The organism is Rhodococcus sp. MEB032 (assembly GCF_030208925.1).
Lineage (GTDB): Bacteria > Actinomycetota > Actinomycetes > Mycobacteriales > Mycobacteriaceae > Rhodococcus_F > Rhodococcus_F qingshengii.
In genome coordinates, this window is record NZ_JARVSY010000006.1 from 83,358 (window position 1) to 102,414 (window position 19,057).

At 63.2% G+C, this 19,057-nt stretch carries 17 protein-coding genes and 1 pseudogene; 10 read left to right on the plus strand and 8 right to left on the minus strand.

What is annotated here, in order from left to right; translation table 11 throughout:
• The first annotated feature begins 115 nt into the window (after positions 1-115).
• Both QRN54_RS06465 and QRN54_RS06470 read left to right on the plus strand, forming a co-directional pair.
• On the plus strand, positions 116-706 hold the full coding sequence (locus QRN54_RS06465; RefSeq protein ID WP_285181764.1) for a helix-turn-helix domain-containing protein: 591 nt from the start codon (positions 116-118) through the stop codon (positions 704-706).
• Entirely contained in the window at positions 703-1,128 is a 426-nt protein-coding gene (locus QRN54_RS06470) for a hypothetical protein (RefSeq protein WP_003946354.1), read from the plus strand. Before QRN54_RS06465 ends, QRN54_RS06470 begins: the two co-directional genes overlap by 4 nt.
• 7 nt (positions 1,129-1,135) lie before the next feature.
• On the opposite strand, the gene QRN54_RS06475 is transcribed toward QRN54_RS06470, so the two are convergent.
• Genes QRN54_RS06475 through QRN54_RS06485 form a run of 3 tightly spaced genes read right to left on the minus strand, consistent with a single transcriptional unit; the run spans position 1,136 to position 5,573 of the window.
• Positions 1,136-2,608, minus strand: coding sequence for a carboxylesterase/lipase family protein (locus tag QRN54_RS06475; RefSeq protein ID WP_285181765.1), 1,473 nt, complete (start codon positions 2,606-2,608; stop codon positions 1,136-1,138).
• Entirely contained in the window at positions 2,605-4,134 is a 1,530-nt protein-coding gene (locus tag QRN54_RS06480) for a carboxylesterase/lipase family protein (protein WP_003946388.1), read from the minus strand. Before QRN54_RS06480 ends, QRN54_RS06475 begins: the two co-directional genes overlap by 4 nt.
• A gap of 29 nt (positions 4,135-4,163) precedes the next feature.
• Positions 4,164-5,573, minus strand: a complete 1,410-nt coding sequence (locus tag QRN54_RS06485; protein WP_285181766.1) for a dihydrolipoyl dehydrogenase family protein — start codon at positions 5,571-5,573, stop codon at positions 4,164-4,166.
• A gap of 82 nt (positions 5,574-5,655) precedes the next feature.
• Between QRN54_RS06485 and QRN54_RS06490 the strand changes: the two genes are divergently transcribed.
• Both QRN54_RS06490 and QRN54_RS06495 read left to right on the plus strand, forming a co-directional pair.
• Positions 5,656-6,408: an SDR family oxidoreductase gene (locus QRN54_RS06490; protein WP_007727631.1), complete on the plus strand. Its 753-nt coding sequence runs from the start codon at positions 5,656-5,658 to the stop codon at positions 6,406-6,408.
• Positions 6,408-7,730, plus strand: coding sequence for an NAD(P)/FAD-dependent oxidoreductase (locus QRN54_RS06495; RefSeq protein ID WP_003946361.1), 1,323 nt, complete (start codon positions 6,408-6,410; stop codon positions 7,728-7,730). Before QRN54_RS06490 ends, QRN54_RS06495 begins: the two co-directional genes overlap by 1 nt.
• A gap of 3 nt (positions 7,731-7,733) precedes the next feature.
• Here QRN54_RS06495 and QRN54_RS06500 read toward each other — a convergent pair whose 3' ends face one another.
• The gene (locus QRN54_RS06500) at positions 7,734-8,237 is read right to left on the minus strand and encodes a COG4315 family predicted lipoprotein (protein ID WP_285181767.1); all 504 of its coding nucleotides are present in this window, start codon (positions 8,235-8,237) and stop codon (positions 7,734-7,736) included.
• Positions 8,238-8,361: 124 nt separating this feature from the next.
• On the opposite strand from QRN54_RS06500, the gene QRN54_RS06505 reads away from it, so the two are divergent.
• The 3 genes and pseudogenes from QRN54_RS06505 to QRN54_RS06515 form a co-directional block, all read left to right on the plus strand.
• Entirely contained in the window at positions 8,362-8,832 is a 471-nt protein-coding gene (locus QRN54_RS06505; RefSeq protein ID WP_007727626.1) for a MarR family winged helix-turn-helix transcriptional regulator, read from the plus strand.
• Position 8,833: 1 nt separating this feature from the next.
• On the plus strand, positions 8,834-9,685 hold the full coding sequence (locus QRN54_RS06510) for an ABC transporter ATP-binding protein (RefSeq protein WP_285181768.1): 852 nt from the start codon (positions 8,834-8,836) through the stop codon (positions 9,683-9,685).
• Positions 9,645-10,328 (plus strand): annotated as a pseudogene (locus QRN54_RS06515) (ABC transporter permease); the annotation flags it as partial. The gene QRN54_RS06510 and the pseudogene QRN54_RS06515, both read left to right, overlap by 41 nt.
• Positions 10,329-10,389: 61 nt before the next feature.
• On the opposite strand, the gene QRN54_RS06520 reads toward QRN54_RS06515, so the two are convergent.
• Entirely contained in the window at positions 10,390-10,833 is a 444-nt protein-coding gene (locus tag QRN54_RS06520; RefSeq protein ID WP_003946341.1) for a helix-turn-helix domain-containing protein, read from the minus strand.
• A gap of 552 nt (positions 10,834-11,385) precedes the next feature.
• On the minus strand, positions 11,386-11,544 hold the full coding sequence (locus QRN54_RS06525; protein WP_155277906.1) for a hypothetical protein: 159 nt from the start codon (positions 11,542-11,544) through the stop codon (positions 11,386-11,388).
• Between the two features lie 208 nt (positions 11,545-11,752).
• On the opposite strand from QRN54_RS06525, the gene QRN54_RS06530 reads away from it, so the two are divergent.
• Positions 11,753-12,565 (plus strand): FAD:protein FMN transferase, encoded by an 813-nt coding sequence (locus QRN54_RS06530; RefSeq protein ID WP_007727618.1) that lies wholly within the window; start codon positions 11,753-11,755, stop codon positions 12,563-12,565.
• 1 nt (position 12,566) lies between these two features.
• Here the strand turns inward: QRN54_RS06530 and pgi are convergent, their stop codons facing one another.
• Complete coding sequence (gene pgi, locus QRN54_RS06535) at positions 12,567-14,222, minus strand: glucose-6-phosphate isomerase (protein WP_007727615.1); 1,656 nt, start codon at positions 14,220-14,222, stop codon at positions 12,567-12,569.
• A 92-nt stretch (positions 14,223-14,314) separates the two neighbouring features.
• On the opposite strand from pgi, the gene QRN54_RS06540 reads away from it, so the two are divergent.
• Positions 14,315-15,769, plus strand: coding sequence for an NAD-dependent succinate-semialdehyde dehydrogenase (locus QRN54_RS06540; protein WP_007727613.1), 1,455 nt, complete (start codon positions 14,315-14,317; stop codon positions 15,767-15,769).
• Between the two features lie 74 nt (positions 15,770-15,843).
• On the opposite strand, the gene QRN54_RS06545 is transcribed toward QRN54_RS06540, so the two are convergent.
• Positions 15,844-16,170, minus strand: a complete 327-nt coding sequence (locus tag QRN54_RS06545) for a chorismate mutase (RefSeq protein ID WP_003946362.1) — start codon at positions 16,168-16,170, stop codon at positions 15,844-15,846.
• Between the two features lie 316 nt (positions 16,171-16,486).
• On the opposite strand from QRN54_RS06545, the gene pcrA reads away from it, so the two are divergent.
• A complete protein-coding gene (gene pcrA, locus QRN54_RS06550; RefSeq protein WP_003946394.1) occupies positions 16,487-18,979 on the plus strand; it encodes a DNA helicase PcrA in 2,493 nt (830 codons plus the stop codon).
• Positions 18,980-19,057 lie beyond the last annotated feature (78 nt).

A 19,057-nucleotide genomic window follows, 5' to 3' on the forward strand; every position in this document is an offset into this window, starting at 1 on the left:
AGACACAAAGTGTCATATAGGACGGAAATGCGCAACCCTCGATTCCTGCATCGCTGATCGCCGCAGGTCAATGTATTGGTAGGGTGATGACACAAAGTCTCGTGAGGGGAACCTAATGGCAGCGTTTTTGCGAACACATCGGCGTCGCGCCGGTCTGACGCTCGAGGGCCTGGCCGAGCAGACCGGTCTGACGAAGAGCTATCTCTCCAAGGTCGAGCGGGGTATCAGTACCCCGTCGATCGCGGTGGCACTCAAGATTGCGCGTGTGCTCGACGCCGATGTGGGGCAACTGTTCTCGGACAGTATGGAGGGAAATGCCATGACGATCGTGCGCGCGAAGGACCGCGTGATCGACCCGGCCAACTCCGTGCAGTCTTCCGTCTACGATCCGATCGCGCCCTCACTGGTCGGAAAGGCCATGCAGCCGTTCGTGGTTCATCCGGCCTCGGTGATGGGTCCCAAGTTCATGGACCACACGGGAGAGGAGTTCGTGTTCGTGCATTCCGGATCCGTAGAATTCGAAATCCCCGGGCAGACGATGCACATCGACGCCGGCGACAGCTTGTACTTCGACGCGAATACGCCGCACCGGATGCGGTCGGTGTCGGCGGATCGTGCGGTGGTGCTGGTTGTCGTCTACGACAAGCCTTCGGCTGGATCACCCAGCGGTGACTCGCTGGAAACGCACTGCGGGGTGGGCAGATGACGCTGGGGATCGACACGACACTGACGCTTCTCGCGGCCGGTCTGATCTTCCTTCTCTCCCTGTGCCTGGGAATCTGGAAATACCGACAGATGGCCACTTCGGACAATCACCTCGCCCATCCGTATGTCGACATCGCACACCGCGCTGCCCTGATGTACTCGTTTGCGACGCTGCTGATCGCGGTGTTCGTCGAACTCAGTGCGTGGCCGACGTGGATCAACCTGACCAGTGCCGCAGTGGTCGTGTTCTTCTTTCTCGCAGCGATATTCAGCTACATCGCTCACGGTGCGATGAAGGACACCGACAATCAGTTCGAGTCCGCCGGTCCGCCCCTGCACCTCGGGATGTTTCTGCTGATCCTCGGTGAGGTGGGCGGATTTGCCGTCCTACTCGCAGGTTTCGTGAAAGGTCAGTTCTTCTGATCGGGCTTCAGCGCCTGTGCTCGTAGCCGATCCAAGCCCGTCGACGCTCACCCATCGGGTCGTTCTCCACTCGGGACGTCTCGTCGAAGATCATTGTTTGCCGCTCCGGTACGGAGTAGGCGGGCCAATCCCGGTCCGGCACTCCGTGGCGGGCGAAATGGATCCAGTGGCGCTGCATGGTGGAGGTCACCGCAGTCAGTCCGCGGCGCCCACCGACCGCGGTCAAGGCCGCGGTGAGTGCATCCGAACGCCCGAAGACCGCAAGCAATTCGGTGGCGTGGGTAGCGCCCATGCCGACGAGTCTGAGCAGGCGAGGCGCAAAATCGTAGCGGTAACTGTAGGTAGGAGCTACCTGGCAATGACCCTGTGCGCAGAGTATCGCGGGCTCCCAGAACGTGATGTCGCCGCCGAGATCTGCGGCAGCAAACCGGTGCGGATACGTGGGATACGCCGCGAGCGCACGTGCTTTCACTTCAGGGGTGGTGTGGGAGAACATCTTCTCGATCCGAACCGGGTCGGTAGGCAAGATGTCGAGAACGCGCGGGAAGATTCTTCCCTCGTGGAGATTCGAACCGACGAGCAGCGGAACGGGGTGGGCGCGTCCGGCGGCGAACACGTCGAGCGGGTGTTCGGGAAGGACGTCGTCACCCACCACGGGGGCAAATGCCCGCGTTCCGGGTTCTTCGTCCGCGCCGCGGCGTGCAAGTTCTTCGCCGGCAGCGACCAGGTCCTTCACCGAAGCGGAGCGCAGCCACGATCCCGGATCGGTATCCGGAGCCTGTGCGATCTCGAGGAACTCGCGTGCCCAACGGTGCGCTCGCTCTTTTCCGTATGCCGAAGCAGCCGGCGGACTTTGAGCGATGGCCCGGGCGAACAGCCCTCGTGCCGCCGGCGTTGCCATCAGAGTGGTGACCGCGTTGGCGCCGGACGATTCACCGAAGACGGTGACGGCGTTCGGGTCGCCGCCGAAAGCGGCGATGTTGCGTTGGACCCACGTCATCGCGGCGATCTGATCGCGCAATCCGAGGTTCGTCTCGAATGATCTTTCCGCAGTGGAATATTCACTGAAATCGAGGTAGCCCAACGCGCCGAGACGATATTGGATCGAGACGTAGACGATGTCGCCACGTTCGACCAGGCTAGTTCCGCGGTACATGGGCGTCGACGGATTCCCGCCGTTGTACGCGCCGCCGTGAATGAAAACCATGACCGGTCGCAACGAATCCGACGGTACCTGCGGAGCCACTACATTGACGAAGAGTGAGTTCTCGTCGAAATTGCTCTTGCGCTGCGGAGACGGAGAGCCGAATGCTTCCGCCGGGCGGACACCATGCCAAGCCTCGACCGGCTGCGGTGCGCGAAATCTCCAGCGGCCGGTCGGGGCCGTTGCGTAGGGGATTGCTCGCCAGGTGCGCAGTCCTCGATCGAGGCGCCCGCGTACGACCCCGGAATCGAGAGTGATCTCGAGGGGGCTCGTCACGGTAGGGAGATGTCGGTGCCGTGGCTACGGTAACCGCTGTATCCCGCCCAGGCCAAGCGTTGTTCACGTCTGGGATCGTTCTCGACGCGGACGATCTCGTCGAAGATCATGGTCCGACGCTCCTGCCCCTCGTAGCGCGGCCACGATCCGCGCGGCGAGCCGTGCTCGGCGAAGTGAAGCCAGTGTCCCTGAACAGATTCGGTGACTGCGCGCAGTCCGCGTCGACCGCCGGGAAGGGTGAGGCCGCGCCCGACAAGGGTGTCACCGATGCCGAAGACTGCAAACATCTCGAATCCGTGTGTGGCGTCGAGGCCGAGCCAGCGCATCATCGTCGGCGCGAAGTCGAATCGGTAGGCGTATGTCGGCGCTGATTGTGCGTGCGCTTGCATCAACTCCACGGACGGGTGCCAGAACGTGACGTCTCCGCCGACGTCGATCGCGGACTGCTCGTCCGGGTAGCCGGGATAGGTTGCGAGGATGCGCTTCCCGGCCTCGGGATCGGTGAGGGCAAACATGGTGTCGATGCGCGACGGGTTGGTCGGAAGTGCGTCGAGCACCTTCGGGAACAGCGTCCCCTCCCGTCTGTTGGTGCCGATGATCATCGGCACCTGGTGTGCCGATCCTTCTTTGAATGCGTCCAAGGGGGAGCGGGGGAGGAAGTCGCCGTCGACGACCGGTCCGAAGGGATGTAGTCCAGGTGTGTTCGCGAGTACCTCGGCGCCCAGTCTGCTTCCGGCTCTGCCCAATTCGACGGCTGTCGCCGAGGTCAGGGCCTTCGCGGGTGGTAGGCCGGAATTGAGGATCTCGACGAAACGCGCGCCCCAGGCATGCGATCGCTGCGTGCTCGAGACCAGATCCGGAGCCGAACTCTCGGCGATAGCGCCGGCAAAGAGTCCTTTGGCGGCCGGAGTCGCCATCAGGGTGGTGACGGCGGTGGCTCCGGCGGATTCACCGAAAATCGTGACTTTTTCAGGATCCCCACCGAAGGCGGCGATGTTGCGTTGCACCCACTGCAGGGCCGCGACCTGATCGCGCAGTCCGAGGTTGGAGTCGAATACGCGCTCGGATGTGGAGAACGGGGTGAAATCGAGGTAGCCCAGAGCGCCGAGCCGGTAGTTGATCGAGACGTAGACGACGTCGCCGCGTTCGACGAGGGACACGCCCGAGTACAAGCCGGTGGCCGAGGTCCCGATGGTGTTTGCCCCACCGTGGATGAAAACCATGACGGGACGCGGAGTATTGCCGGTGTTCGCGGGGGCGAGCACGTTGAGCGTCAGGCAGTCCTCGCTGCTCGGCTGGTACTTCCCGGGCGCGAGCAACAGCCCCTTCTTGTGTTGGACAGACGCGTCGCCGAACCTGGTCGCGTCGCGTTCTCCGGTCCACGGCGTGACCGGCTGGGGTCGCGTCAGACGCAGTGTTCCGACCGGCGGCCGGGCGTAGGGAATTCCGCGCCAGGCACGAAGTTTTCCCACCCGGCGGCCGCGCAGGGTGCCGTCGGCCGTGGTCACAAGTATGTCGGACGCCATGTCGCGACTATACGTACTTCGGGAGGGCGTCAGCGGCGAGCCTCCAGCAATCGAAGCCAGACTTCACTGACCGTCGGATACGAGGGCACCGCATGCCAGAGAGTTTCCAGTGGTACGGCGCCGACGACCGCGACTGTCGCCGCATGCACCAGCTCGGATACTTCGGGCCCGGCAAAAGTAGCGCCGAGGATCACCTCGGTGGCCTTGTCGATCACCAACTTCGCGCGCCCCGAGTAGTCGTCGCGCAGCAGCGAAGATCCCGCGACGGCGAGTTCGATCTCCACGACTTCGACGTCGTAGCCGTCGTCGCGAGCTTTCTTCTCGGTGCGTCCCACCCAGGCGATCTCGGGTGAGGTGAACACCACCTGGGGGACCTGTCCATTGTCCGCCGACGCGGTGTATCGAGGTCCACTGAGCCCGCGACTCTCGGCCCGCGCGGCGATGACGTCTCCGCAGACTCTCGCCTGATACTTGCCCATGTGGGTGAGGGGAGAACGACCGTTGATGTCGCCGACTGCGTAGAGCCATTCACCTTGGGCACAGAGGTGATCGTCGGTCGTGACGTACTTGCCGTCCTCGAGGCCGATGACGGACAAGCCGAGATCGGCTGATGTCGGCCCGCGGCCCGCCGCGACGATGACCTCGTCGACTTCGATCACGCCGGACGATGTCTCGATGCTGACGGGTCCACCGTGGATGTGGCCCTCGCCGGTGTCCTTGGCATCGGGGCGTGAGACCGAGTTGACGGCAGTGCTCAGTCGAACGTCCACACCGCGGGCGCCGAGTGCTTCGGCCACCATAGTTCCGGCAAACGGTTCTGCTGATTTCAACAGAGCATCGCCCCTCACGAGCAACGTCACGTGAGCGCCGAACGACGACAACCACGTTGCGCACTCCGTTGCGACCACTCCGCCGCCGATGACCGCCACTCGCGACGGAACCTCGTGCAGGTTGGTGGCGTCGCGCGAGGTCCACGGGAGTGCCTCGCGCAATCCCGGTGTCTTCGGGACGGTGGCGGTCGTTCCCGTGGCGAGTACGACGGCACGGCGGGCACGGAGCTTACGGGTCCCGTCGACGGTCACTGCTCGCTCGCCGTCGATGACCCCGTGGCCTTTGATCACGGTGATGCCCGCGGAGGTTGCCCAGTCGACCTGGGACGAGTCGTCGTGGTTGTGGGTGAACGAGTCGCGCCGTTTCAGAACGGCATCGACGTCCAGCGGTCCGGCCGGGATCCCGGGCAAGGCGTCGGCCGCCTCGAGGACCTGCCCCGGGCGCAGTAGTGCCTTGCTGGGCATACAGGCCCAATACGAGCATTCACCGCCGACCAGTTCGTGTTCCACGATTGCGGCGGTGCGATTACTTCCGGCGATGGCGTATGCGGCGGCGTTCTCGCCGGCGGGTCCACCGCCGATCACGATGACATCGAATTCGTCGGTCATTGCTCCACGGTATGTCGGATCGGTCCGAGTTCGCTCGGTTACCGCCGGGTACGAGAACTCGATGATGGTTACAGTTGCACCCATGACGCGGCAGAAGATTTTGATCACCGGTGCCAGTTCGGGTCTGGGTGAGGAGATGGCCAGGAGATTCGCCGCGGCCGGTCGCGACCTCGCGTTGTGTGCCCGGCGGACGGATCGTCTCGACACGCTGCGTGGGGAGCTGGTGGCGCAGTACCCGTCGATCAGCGTCGCAGTGCGCGAACTCGATGTGACCGAACACGATTCCGTCGTCCGGGTTTTCGGTGAGCTGCGCGACGAGTTGGGTGGCCTGGACCGGGTGATCGTGAACGCCGGGCTCGGCAAGGGCGCCAAGATCGGAACCGGAAAAGCGCACGCGAATCTTGCAACAGCGCAGACGAATTTTGTCGGCGCGCTGTCGCAGTGTGAAGCTGCGCTCGAGATCTTCCGCGCGCAGGACTCCGGACACCTGGTTCTCGTGTCCTCGATAAGCGCGGATCGGGGGCTACCCGGGCCAAAAGCGGCCTATTCGGCGAGCAAGGCGGGAGTAGCGGCGCTGGGTGAGGCGCTCAGTATCGAGTTGGCGCGCACACCTATTCGGGTCACCACGCTGCTGCCGGGCTTCATCAAGACCGACATGTCCGCCGGCGCCGGCGACGACGCAGCGCTCATGGCCAGTCTGGACGAAGGCGTCAGTGCCATGGTCGACGCTATCGAGAAGGAAACCACCCGAGCGGCGCTACCCGGCCTCAAGTGGCAAGGGATAGATGCGGCCCTACGATTCCTGCCCAACTCCGTGACAGCGAGGTTTGTCTGATGAGCATCCACATCTCGAACGGTAAGCCCCGGGTAGTGATCGTCGGTGGCGGCTTCGGTGGACTGTATGCAGCGAGACGACTCAAGAAAGCTGACGTCGAGGTGGTTCTGATCGACCGAGGGACCAGCCACGTCTTCCAGCCCCTGCTCTACCAGTGCGCCACGGGTCTGCTCTCCGAAGGGCAGATCGCAAGTCCGCTGCGACATCTGCTCGAGGACAACAAGAACACGAACGTCGTTCTGGGCGAGGCCAAGTCGGTGGACGCCGACGCCGGGATACTGACTGCCAGTCGCTTCGACGGGTCGACCTTCGAATTGCCGTACGACTACCTGATCGTGGCGGCTGGAATGCGCCAGTCCTACCACGGCCAGGACGAGTTCATCAAATGGGCGCCCGGCATGAAAACCCTCGACGACGCTTTGGCGATCAGGCGCAGTCTCATTGCTGCGTTCGAGATGGCCGAATCGCTCCCGACTGCGGAAGAACGTCGACCGTGGCTGACATTCGCCGTGGCGGGCGGCGGACCCACCGGCGTCGAATTAGCCGGACAGATCCGCGAATTGGCGATGCACGCGCTCACCAACGAGTTCCGGTCCATCGACCCTGACGAGGCAAGGGTACTGCTCTTCCACGGCGACGATCGGGTGCTCCCTTCGTTCAGTCGCAAGCTCTCGGCCGCCGCCAAACGTACTCTCGACGGGATCGGCGTCGAGACTCACCTCGGCGTGCACGTCACCGACGTGTGCGAGACCAGCATCGAGACGACGGACAAGAAGACAAAAGAGAAGCGGCAGTACGAGACCCGCACGATTCTGTGGACCGCGGGCGTCGAAGCGGTGCCGTTCGCCGAGGCACTGGCCACGGCGCTGGGTGTGAAGCAGGTCGGCGGTGGCCGCATCGAGGTGGAAGCCGATCTGACCGTTCCCGGCCACCCGAACGTCTACGTGGTGGGCGACCTCATGTCGCGGGACAAACTTGCCGGGGTGGCCGAGGTCGCGATGCAGGGTGGTCGGCACGCCGGTGCCCGGATCGCTGCAACCGTGGAAAACGGAGTGCCCAGCCGAAAACCGTTCAAGTACCGCGATCTTGGAACCGCGGCCTACATTTCGCGACGCCACGCGTTGCTTCAGGCAGGGCCGGTCCAGTTGTCCGGGTTCATCGGATGGGTGTCCTGGGGAATCATCCACATCGCATTCCTCGCCGGTTTCCGCAACCGCGCCAGCACGGTGCTGAACTGGGGCGCAACCCTGGCATCGAAAACGCGTCGGGAACGGGCAATCACGTACGGCGACCCCGAAACCGCTCGGCAGCCGTACAACTGAGGGTTACTCGGTCTTGAACACGGGGTTTCCGGCGGCGTCGATCATCCACCACAGGCTGCCGACGCTCTGTCCGAGCATGTCTCCGGGAACCTTGTCGTCGAGGTACCGATAGACGGGCTTGCCGTTGACGGTGATCTGGAAAGATCCTTCAGGCCCGTCGACAGTGTCGATGACAGCGTCGATTCCTTCGACGATCGGCGAATCCGTGACCGAGGTGACCGCCGGCCAGTAACGCAGGCACGCTTCGTCGCACGACCCGGCTTGTGAGTTCTCCTCGTCCGGGTTGTAGACGTAGACGGTCATGCCTTCGCCGTCGACGGCGATCGTCCCGAGTGGGGAGTCGGCGGTCTTCAGCAGGGGTGCATCAGCGGCGGCGGGTGGCGACAGCGACGTCGAAATGGCAGTGACGTTGTCTGCGCTGTCCCCGGAATCGAGGGCGTCGGGCGAGCAACCGGTGAGGATCAGGGCGGTACTCGCAACTGTCGCGAACAACCACTGTCTGCGCATGACGTCTCCGTTCTGGGCGGGAGTGCTCGGGACAAGCAATCGGGGATACCCGTTGCGGACGAGCTGAAAACGCCGGGCGTCCGGATTCCTCGACAATAGCTCTGTTACAGAGCTATTGTGAGTTGTGGATGGAAGCGGAGCAAATCTTGCGGATGACGTCCTGGAGACGCTCGGACAATTGCGCCGGGGCACGAGGAAGGCGTCGGGGCGGCCGTTTGCGGAACGACCGCTCGCCGGCGCCCAGATCGAACTCGTCAGGCTGCTACGACGCAACCCGGGTCTGTCGGTGGCCGAGGCTGCCGGGCGATTGGGTGTCGCGGCAAACACGGTGTCCACCTTGGTGCGGCAGCTCGTCGACGAGGGAGTGATCGAACGCGTTGCCGACGAGGCCGACCGCCGCGTCGCGCGATTGGTGCTCGCGGACGAGGCGCGCGCCCGCGTCGAGGTGTGGCGTGATCGCCGGAGTGTGATTGTCGGTCAGGCATTGTCGACTCTGACCGCAGAGGACAGGGCAAGTATCGAGGCTGCTCTACCGGCCCTGTCTCGATTGGCGAGCGCTCTGGCAGCAGCCGGATCGGAAGGCGGGGGGCAGTGAGATGCTGACACAGTGGTGGAAGAGCCGAGCGGCAGGTTCACCCGAACCCGGCGCACACGCGGTCGAGATCGACTCGGTTACATACAAGTTCGGCGACCACCGCGCGGTGGACAACCTGAGTCTGGTCATCAATGCGGGGGAGTGTTTCGGCCTGCTCGGTCCCAACGGCGCAGGAAAGACTACGACGATCAGGTTGCTCAACACGTTACTTCCTCTGCAAGACGGTGACATTCGGATTCTCGGTCGCTCAGTTCGTACCGAGGCGATGACCATTCGGCGCTACCTCGGGTACGTGCCACAACAGCTCTCGATCGAAAGCGCATTGACCGCACGCGAGAACGTGACCTGGTTCGCGCGACTGTACGACGTTCCGCGGTCCGAACGACGCGAGCGCGTCGACCAGGCGCTCGAGATGGTGGACCTACTCGATTCAGGTGATCGTCTGGCGTCGGGTTTCTCCGGCGGTATGGTGCGACGTCTCGAACTTGCGCAGGCGCTGGTGAACCGACCGTCGTTGCTGGTGCTCGACGAACCGACGGTGGGGCTGGATCCCATTGCCCGCGAATCCGTCTGGCAGCGAGTGGCGGAGATGCAGAAGCAGTACGGCATGACTGTGCTGCTCACGACGCACTACATGGAAGAAGCCGAGGAGTTGTGTGATCGTGTTGCGTTGATGCATCACGGTGAACTTCGTGCAGTGGGCGAGCCGAGCGCGTTGGCCGCCGAACTGGGGCCGGAGGCCACTCTCGAAGACGTGTTCCGTCACTACACCGGCGACGACCTCACCGGCGGCAAGTCAGGAGGTCTCCACGATGTCCGCAGTGCCCGTCGCACAGCGCGCCGCTTGGGCTGATCCCACTACCAACGGTCTTGCTCGATTGCTCTCGAGAATTTCAACATTCTGCCTCGTGGAAGTTCAGAAGTTGCGGCACGACCGATCTGAATTGGTCACGCGCGCAATCCAGCCGATCCTCTGGTTGGTGATCTTCGGTCAGACGTTCAGTCATATCCGAGCGATCCCGACTGGCGACGTACCGTATCTCGACTTTCTCGCGCCGGGCATCATTGCGCAGTCCGCGCTTTTTGTTGCGATCTTCTACGGAATCCAGATCATCTGGGAGCGTGACGCGGGAGTCCTCACCAAACTCATGGTGACGCCGACGCCACGAGCCGCGCTGGTCACCGGAAAGGCATTTGCAGCCGGTATCCGTGCGGTCGCCCAGGCCGTGGTCGTAGTCGTTGTAGCGGCGCTGCTGGGCGTGAGCATGACGTGGAACCCGATCAAGCTGCTCGGCGTCGTGGCTGTCGTTGTCCTCGGCTCGGCGTTCTTCGCCTGTCTGTCGGTTGCGATCGCGGGGATCGTGCTCAAACGAGATCGATTGATGGGCATCGGCCAGGCGATCACCATGCCGTTGTTCTTCGCGTCCAACGCTCTGTACCCGGTCGAACTCATGCCGACGTGGGTTCAGTGGCTCAGGCGCTGCTCGGAATCATCACAGCTTCGGCACTATTGGGCCGCTTGACTCGCTGATCTGACTCGCTGAACTTCGCTCCGGACTAGTCGCGAGTGAACGGTGGGGTGTAGGTGCTGCAATCCGGAGGGACGGCCGGGAGTCCTTCGGACGAGCGAAGTTTCTCCGCAATCGATGAGAGCAAGTCCTGCGATTCAGGGGAGAGATCGACCGCTTTTATGGCCAGAGAACGTAATTCGCTGTCGTGGAACTCCTCGACAACCGAACGGTCTTCTTCCGGAATCAGTTCGGGATCTTGGCGAGGTGTCGGGCCGAAGAAGTACTCTGCTGCCACGCCGAAGTAATCGGCCAATGCCAAAACGACTTGCTCCGATGGATTCGTGCGCACACCGCTCCGGAGTTGCGAGAGGTACGGTGTCGAAATCTTGCATCCACGTTGCGAAAGGGCTTCCACAACTTGTGCGTTGGTGAGTCTCGGTGCTGTGGCCGGGTACAAGGCGTTCAAACGGTCCTTGAATGAATCGGTCACAATTCCTCCCTCGAGCGTGACCCAGCGTCACAGCTACTTCGCAGTTTTCACATAGTAGACGACACGGTTATTCTGGACTCTGGTCGAAAGTCCTTTCACCTGCGGATATTTGGCGCAGAAAAATTCCAAAGACTTTGTAAAGTATGTGATTTTCGCCGCGTACTGACCGTTCGTTTTGCCAAGGTGTACGGCGGTAGCGTATAAGCCGAACGGTGGTGGTTACGCCATTGTGCTGCAGGTTCTTTCAGCCGGTCCTATCCATTTTGTGTCGATGCATTCCTGCTCGGTCTGTAACGTGCGAAGCGCTGCCGCCGGGCACCGGGCGTCGTCGTGCCGGCGGTTGGCGCGCCGCGTGTTCGGGACTTCTTCTCGGTGCTCTGCTCGACGCTCGCGCGCAGTGGTGGGCCCGTATTTTGCTGCACTCGAGAGTGAGCGCTCAGGTGTGTCCACCTGCGAAAGTGACGCGCATTGAAAGCGGCCGATTGGTATGTCATCGACGTTGGAACACAGTGCTTCTCGTCGGTCCCCATTTTTCATGCGGTGACATAAGGTTCATGCGGTGACATCAGCGCCGCCCGGGCGTGTTGCTGCGGCGGACCGGGCTCGAAGCGCAGCCGGCCGGCCGGACATGTCGAGCGTCGACTCTGCGTCTTTCGGATCGGAATTGCCCGCTGCGCCAGTAGTAGTCGACGTCGTCGCAGTCAGGTGCATGTCAGAACCATGTGGAGGATTACACGTCTTGCACGGAGGGCGACAGTCCAGGCGGCAATTCTGTCGCACAGATCTACCATCCAGTCCCCGCCGTGCGCTGCTCAACCTGCGGCATGTGTGCCTCGGCCTCGGAAGCGCTTTATGGCACGGGGGTTGCTGACCGGCGCATACTGGTTACAACACAGTGTGTTCGAAGGGCAGGACTGACATGGTCAGTGTCGAGAAGTGGGCGATGTGGGATTCCGCCGTGGAGGTGGACGTCACCGAGGGCGCTGCGCTGCCTACTGCGCACGCGTTGATCGCAGCTGCCATCGACGAAACCGAAGCGGTCTGCGACCTTCGCCGGGGAGACGCCGAGATTCACGCCGTCAACCTCGCTCAGGGAACTCCGGTCAAAGTGACACGACGTATGTCGGCTCTGCTGCGGTCGGCGCTGTGGGCTGCCCGTATGACCGGCGGTGCAGTCAATCCGCTTGCCGACAACTACTCCGAGGACGAATCCATCCCTCCGGTGCACCCGACCCCGACGTTCGAGGACGTACAGCTCGACGGAGACGTGGTGTACGCGCCCTGGGGTGCGTCGTTCGACATCACCGGAGTTGCCAAGGCCGACACCGTCGATCGCGCCGCGCAGATCGTCGCCGCCGAATTACAATGCGGCGTTGCTGTGCGGATCGGCGACGTGATCGCCACGGCCGGCCATGCACCGGCTGGTGGCTGGCAGATTCCGGTGCCGGACAGCGAAGAAGTCGAACTGATCAACGGAACCGCGATGGCGACGGCGCGGGCGCTGGAGCTGCCCTCCTGGGAGCCGAACCAGGAGCGGCCCTCCACGGAATGGGCACAGGTCTCGGTGATTGCTGACGACGCGGTGTGGGCGTACGCCGCGAGCGAAGCTGCGTTGATCCGGGGGATAAGCGCCATCAAATGGGTTGAACAGCAAGAGCTTCGGGCTCGGCTCGTCGACCGATCCGGACGCGTGTACACAACGGAAAGTTGGTTCGGCCCGGCGGCCGCGTGAGTCAGGCCCGTCCGCGCTCTCTGCGGTACCACTGCACCAGAGCATCTGTGGATGTGTCGCCGAGGTCGCCGGGTGCTGCTTCGGAAGAGAGCGCAGGCCCCAGTTCCATGGCTTGTGTCTTGCCGAGTTCGACGCCCCACTGATCGAACGGATTGACACCCCAGACAGCACCTTCGACAAATACCTGGTGCTCGTAAAGTGCGATCAGCTGACCGACGACCGAGGGGGTCAGCTCCTTCGCCAAGATAGTGCTCGACGGTCGGTTGCCTGGCATCACCTTGTGTGGCACCAGCTCCGGAGCAGTGCCCTCTGACGCGATTTCTTCGGCAGTCTTGCCGAACGCGAGAACCTTTGTCTGAGCGAAGAAGTTACTCATGAGCAGATCGTGCATTGATCCCGTGCCGTCCGCAGTAGGCAGATCGTCGGTGGATTCCGCGAACCCGATGAAATCGGCAGGCACCAGCCAGGTGCCCTGATGCAGGAGTTGGTAGAAGGCGTGTTGGCCGTTGGTTCCGGGCTCGCCCCAGAAGATCTCACCGGTGGACGTGGTCACCGGTGAGCCGTCGGCGCGAACCGATTTGCCGTTGGATTCCATGGTCAGCTGCTGCAGGTAGGCGGGAAAGCGCAGCAAGTCGTTGGAGTAGGGCAGCACTGCGCGGGACTGTGCGCCGAAGAAGTTGGAATACCAGAGCCCGATGAGGCCGAGGAGGACCGGCGCGTTCTGCTCGAGCGGTTGGTTTCGGAAGTGCGTGTCGATCTGGTGGAAACCGTCGAGGAACTCCGCAAAGCGAACGGGTCCGACGGCACACATGACCGACAAGCCGATCGCCGAGTCGACGGAGTAGCGCCCGCCGACCCAATCCCAGAACCCGAACATGTTCGCGGTGTCGATGCCGAACTCCGCCACACGGTCACCGTGGGTGGAGACTGCGACGAAATGCTTGGCTACGGCCGAGACGTCTTCGCTGCCCAGACCGGCGAACAGCCAACGCTTTGCCGCTGTCGCGTTGGTGAGGGTCTCGAGGGTGGAGAACGTCTTGGATGCGACGATGAAGAGCGTCGTCTCCGGATCGAGGTCGTCGAGCTGCCCGACCAGGTCGACAGGGTCGATGTTGGAGACGAACCGGACGCTGATTCCGGCGTCGGCGTAATGCCGTAGTGCGCGGTAGACCATCACCGGCCCGAGGTCGGAACCGCCGATGCCGATGTTGACGATGGTGCGGATGCGCTTGCCGGTAGCTCCGGTCCACTCGCCGCTGCGCACACGATCGGCAAAAGCGCCCATCGCGTCCAGAACTTCGTGAACGTCCGCGACGACGTCTTGACCGTCGACGGTCAGAGCAGAATCCTTGGGCAGACGCAGCGCTGTGTGCAGTACGGCGCGGTCTTCGGAAGTGTTGATGTGATCGCCCGCGAACATCGCGTCGCGTCGTGCCTCGACGCCGGCCTCGCGGGCCAGGTCGACGAGCAGCGCGAGAGTCTCGCGGCTGACGCGATGCTTGCTGTAGTCGATGTGAAGATCACCGGCGTCGATCGTCAGCTCTCGCCCGCGGGCTGGATCGTCCTGGAAGAGTTCTCGCAGGTGAACGCCTTCGATGTCGGCGTAATGAGCGCGCAGTTTCTGCCAGGCTGAGGTTCCGGTGATGTCAGTGCTCACGATCATCGACTTTAGTGGCACAAGCTGGAAACTTCCGCGTGAGTCTCGCTCGCGGGCAGACGGACGCGGCTCCGACGAGCATCATGGAACCCATGGACACATTCGAATTCATTCGATCAGTTCCCACCCAGTTGTTCGTCGGCGGTCGGTTCGTGCCCGCGGAGAACAACGCGACCTTCCCGGTGGCGGATCCGGCGACCGGGAAATCGTTGACCGATGTCGCCGATGCGAGCCCCGCGGACGCGCTGCGCGCTCTCGACGAAGCCGTGGCCGTCTCGTCGAAGTGGGCGAGCACACCTGCGCGCGAGCGTGGTGAAATCCTGCGAGCCGTCTTCGAGAAGATCACCGAGCGAGCGGAGGACGTGGCGCTGCTGATGACCCTCGAAATGGGCAAGGCACTCGCCGAAAGTCGCGCCGAGGTGAAGTACGGGGCTGAGTTCTTCCGGTGGTTCAGCGAGGAGGCCGTTCGCATCGGCGGGCGCTACACGCCGGCCCCGGCGGGCAACGGCCGGATCCTTGTCACCAAAGCGCCGGTCGGACCGTGTCTGGCCATCACTCCCTGGAATTTCCCGTTGGCGATGGGTACCCGCAAGATCGGCCCGGCGTTGGCCGCCGGCTGCACGATCATCGTCAAGCCCGCCTCGGAGACCCCGTTGACGATGTTGTTGCTTGCTCAGCTCATGGCCGAAGCAGGGTTGCCCGACGGAGTCCTCTCGGTGTTGCCGACATCGAAATCCGGTGAAGTGACCGGCCCTCTCATCGACGACCCTCGACTGCGCAAGCTCACCTTCACCGGGTCCACCGGCGTCGGCAAGATGCTGGTGGAGAAGTCCGCGAAGCGATTGCTCCGCACGTCGATGGAATTGGGTGGCAACGCACCCTTCGTGGTGTTCGACGACGCGGACGTCGACAAGGCAGTCGAGGGCGCGGTACTGGCGAAGCTTCGCAACGGTGGCGAAGCATGCACCGCCGCCAACCGGTTCCACGTCGCCAACGCCGTGCGTGAAGAGTTCACGACCAAGCTGACCGAGAAGATGGCGACTTTCACGATGGGACCCGGTACCGACCCGGAGACGAAGCTCGGCCCGCTGATCAACCAGAACCAACTCGACACGGTCGCGGAGTTGGTTGCAGATGCGGTGGATGCCGGGGCGAAGGTGCGACTGGGCGGCGAAGCGCCGGGTGGTGAAGGGTACTTCTATCCAGCCACGGTGTTGGCAGACGTTCCGGCCAGCGCGCGGATTCTGAAAGAAGAGGTGTTCGGACCCGTCGCCGCGATCACCGGCTTCGACACCGAAGCCGAGGGAATCGCAGCCGCCAACGACACCGAGTTCGGACTGGCCGCGTACATCTTCACGAGGGATCTCGACCGTGCGCTTCGGGTTTCCGACGCACTGGAATCAGGAATGATCGGCGTCAACCGCGGAGTGATCTCGGACGCGGCAGCGCCGTTCGGTGGCGTGAAGGAATCCGGATTCGGCCGCGAGGGCGGGACCGAGGGGATCGAGGAATACCTGAACACGAAGTACATCGCGCTCGAGAGCTGATACACACGCGAACGGCCACATCGGGACTGCCAGAGGCATCCGATGTGGCCGTTCGCAAGTGATCTGGGTGTGCGCTAGTGGCCCAGGCGTCCGCGGCCCAGGCGTAGGAGCAGCATCGCGAGAGTGTGGCCTTCCTGGCCCAGCTCGTTGAATCGTTCTAGGACCTTCATCTCGCGGCTGTGCACCAGACGCGGACCACCCGATGCCATCCGGGTACGGCCGATGATCTGGGAGACCTCGGAGCGGCGTTTGATGGCCGCGAGGATCTCGGCGTCGAGACGGTCGATTTCTTTCCGTAGTTCGTCGATCTCCGCCTCACTCTGGGGGATCTCGACGTCTGTCGGAGCAGTTTTTACAGTATCGACAGTATTTCCATGGGGGGCTGCAGCCTGGGTGCTCATTGCTATTCGTCTCCTCTTCCTACTGCGTGGATCGTGGTCTCGGCTCGGGTCGTTACCGATCCAGGCACACTGACGAAAATGCCCCGGATCCGATTCGGACCAGGGGCGGGTGAGCTGTTCAGATCACGTGCACCGAGGTCCGGGGCACGTAAAGTAACGCCACAGCGGGCCGACGGGGTCGGCCGTGTTGTCGCGAACGGAAATGCTGAACATAGCGTCCAGTTTGCCATGCTCGACACAGGTAATCCAAGTGCCTCTACCAGCAGGTGGACGCACTGACGACCGTGTCGGTGGACGCCGGTAGCGTGGACAGGCGATGAACACGTACCCAGCACTCGGTGAGCACGACGGACATTCCCAGCACGACGGGGGCGGCGCGCGGGGACACGACGCGGGTTCGGACGCCCTCCTCGAGGGTCTCAACCCGCAACAGCGCGAGGCCGTGGTCCATGCCGGTTCGCCGTTGCTGATAGTCGCGGGCGCCGGCTCGGGCAAGACTGCAGTGCTGACGCGTCGCATCGCCTATCTGTTGGCCGAACGGGGTGTCACCCCCGGTCAGATCCTGGCCATCACGTTCACCAACAAGGCTGCGGCCGAGATGCGCGAGCGTGTGGCAGCTCTTGTCGGACCGCGTGCCAACGCCATGTGGGTATCGACGTTCCACTCCAGTTGCGTGCGGATCCTGCGAGCACAGGCGGCGCTCCTGCCCGGTTTGAACTCGAATTTCTCGATCTACGATTCCGACGATTCGCGTCGACTGCTGACGATGATCTCGAAGGACCTCGAGCTCGACACCAAACGATTCTCCGCGCGGCTTCTCGCCACTCACATCTCCAACCTGAAGAACGAACTCGTCGGACCGGAAGAGGCGGTTGTCGCAGCCGATCAGGATCCGGCCGAACTGCCGCGGCTGATCGCCAAGGTCTACGGCCACTACCAACAGCGGCTGCGTGCTGCGAACGCACTCGACTTCGACGATCTCATCGGTGAGACCGTCGCGCTTCTTCAGGCGTTTCCACAGATCGCCGAGTACTACCGCCGCCGCTTCCGTCACGTGCTCGTCGACGAGTACCAGGACACCAACCACGCGCAGTACATGCTTGTGCGTGAACTGGTCGGTGGAGCCGGAGAGTCCGACCACGCCGTTGCCCCGGCCGAATTGTGCGTCGTCGGTGACGCCGATCAGTCGATCTACGCGTTCCGCGGAGCCACTATCCGCAACATCGAAGAGTTCGAACGCGATTACCCGGATGCTCGGACCATCCTTCTCGAACAGAACTACCGTTCGACGCAGAACATTCTGTCTGCGGCCAACTCCGTGATTTCCAAGAACACCGGCCGACGAGAAAAGCGTCTGTGGACCGATTCGGGTGAAGGCGAACTGATCGTCGGCTACGTTGCAGACAACGAGCACGACGAAGCATCGTTTGTCGCCTCGGAGATCGATCGGCTGGTGGACCAGGGCGAGACCAAGTTCGCCGACATCGCGGTGTTCTACCGGACCAACAACTCCTCGCGCGCGCTCGAGGAGATCTTCATTCGACTCGGAGTGCCGTACAAGGTGGTCGGCGGCGTTCGCTTCTACGAGCGCAAGGAAGTTCGGGACATCGTCGCGTATCTGCGCGTCCTCGCCAACGAGGACGACACCGTGAGCCTACGACGCATTCTCAACACGCCCCGACGCGGTATCGGTGATCGAGCCGAAGCCTGCGTCGCCGTGCACTCCGAGCATCGCAACATCAGCTTCGCCGCCGCTCTCCGTGACGGCGCGGAAGGCAAAGTGGCGCTGCTCAATACGCGGTCACAGAAGGCCATCGCGTCGTTCCTCGAGATGATGGACGGGCTGCGGGCCCTGCTACCGACAGCGGCCGCCGACGAGGACGAACCGTTCGAGCTCGGTGACATCGGTGAGGTTGCCGAGGCGGTGCTCGAGCGCACCGGCTACCGCGCCGAGCTTGCGGCGAGCAGCGATCCGCAGGATGGCGCGCGACTCGACAACTTGAACGAACTCGTCAGTGTGGCAAGGGAATTCAGTTCCGACGCGCGAAACGCGGCCGGGCTGATCGATCCGGACGACGAGGAAACCGCAGCAATGCGTGAAGGTGAACCCGATCCGGGTTCGCTTGCCGCCTTCCTCGAACGGGTATCGCTTGTCGCCGACGCCGATCAACTGCCGGACTCCGACGACGGCGTCGTGACCATGATGACGCTTCACACCGCCAAGGGCCTCGAGTTCCCGGTCGTCTTCGTCACCGGTTGGGAGGACGGGCAGTTCCCGCACATGCGCGCCCTCGGCGATCCGGCGGAGCTGTCCGAAGAGCGTCGACTTGCTTACGTCGGCATCACCCGTGCCAGGCAGCGCCTGTACCTGACGCGCGCGATCATGCGTTCGGCGTGGGGGCAACCGATCCAGAACCCGGCGTCGCGGTTCATCCAGGAGATCCCGGAGGACCTGATCAACTGGCGCCGTGAGGATCCGGGCACCGGTGGCGGATTCGGAAGCGGCAGGCCGGGTTACGGCAGCGGAAGCCGCTACGGCAGCCAGGGCGGCCAGGGATACGGCGGCGGGCAGAACTACGGGGGAGGGTCCGGCAAGGCCGCGTCGACTCCCAGTTTCGGTGCCGCGCGTGGCCGCAACAACGTTCTGGTCCTCGCCACGGGTGACCGCGTCAGTCACGACAAGTACGGTCTGGGCACCGTGTTGGAAACCAAGGGCACTGGCCCCACCGCGACGGTCACCATCGACTTCGGTAGCGCGGGCAAGGTGCGGTTGATGCTCATCGGCGGTGTGCCGATGGTCAAGCTGTAGAAGACAGGCAAAAACTTCCGGCCCGTACCTGGAAAGGTGCGGGCCGGAAGTTTTTCATCAGAAGCGTTGGGCTTGCGA

Coding starts and splice junctions, on each gene's coding strand:
- QRN54_RS06465 (WP_285181764.1), top strand. CDS start 116: ATGGCAGCGTTTTTGCGAACACATCGGCGTCGCGCCGGTCTGACGCTC.
- QRN54_RS06470 (WP_003946354.1), top strand. CDS start 703: ATGACGCTGGGGATCGACACGACACTGACGCTTCTCGCGGCCGGTCTG.
- QRN54_RS06480 (WP_003946388.1), bottom strand. CDS start 4,134: ATGGCGTCCGACATACTTGTGACCACGGCCGACGGCACCCTGCGCGGC.
- QRN54_RS06485 (WP_285181766.1), bottom strand. CDS start 5,573: ATGACCGACGAATTCGATGTCATCGTGATCGGCGGTGGACCCGCCGGC.
- QRN54_RS06490 (WP_007727631.1), top strand. CDS start 5,656: ATGACGCGGCAGAAGATTTTGATCACCGGTGCCAGTTCGGGTCTGGGT.
- QRN54_RS06495 (WP_003946361.1), top strand. CDS start 6,408: ATGAGCATCCACATCTCGAACGGTAAGCCCCGGGTAGTGATCGTCGGT.
- QRN54_RS06500 (WP_285181767.1), bottom strand. CDS start 8,237: ATGCGCAGACAGTGGTTGTTCGCGACAGTTGCGAGTACCGCCCTGATC.
- QRN54_RS06510 (WP_285181768.1), top strand. CDS start 8,834: ATGCTGACACAGTGGTGGAAGAGCCGAGCGGCAGGTTCACCCGAACCC.
- QRN54_RS06525 (WP_155277906.1), bottom strand. CDS start 11,544: ATGCACCTGACTGCGACGACGTCGACTACTACTGGCGCAGCGGGCAAT.
- QRN54_RS06530 (WP_007727618.1), top strand. CDS start 11,753: ATGGTCAGTGTCGAGAAGTGGGCGATGTGGGATTCCGCCGTGGAGGTG.
- QRN54_RS06540 (WP_007727613.1), top strand. CDS start 14,315: ATGGACACATTCGAATTCATTCGATCAGTTCCCACCCAGTTGTTCGTC.
- QRN54_RS06545 (WP_003946362.1), bottom strand. CDS start 16,170: ATGAGCACCCAGGCTGCAGCCCCCCATGGAAATACTGTCGATACTGTA.
- pcrA (WP_003946394.1), top strand. CDS start 16,487: ATGAACACGTACCCAGCACTCGGTGAGCACGACGGACATTCCCAGCAC.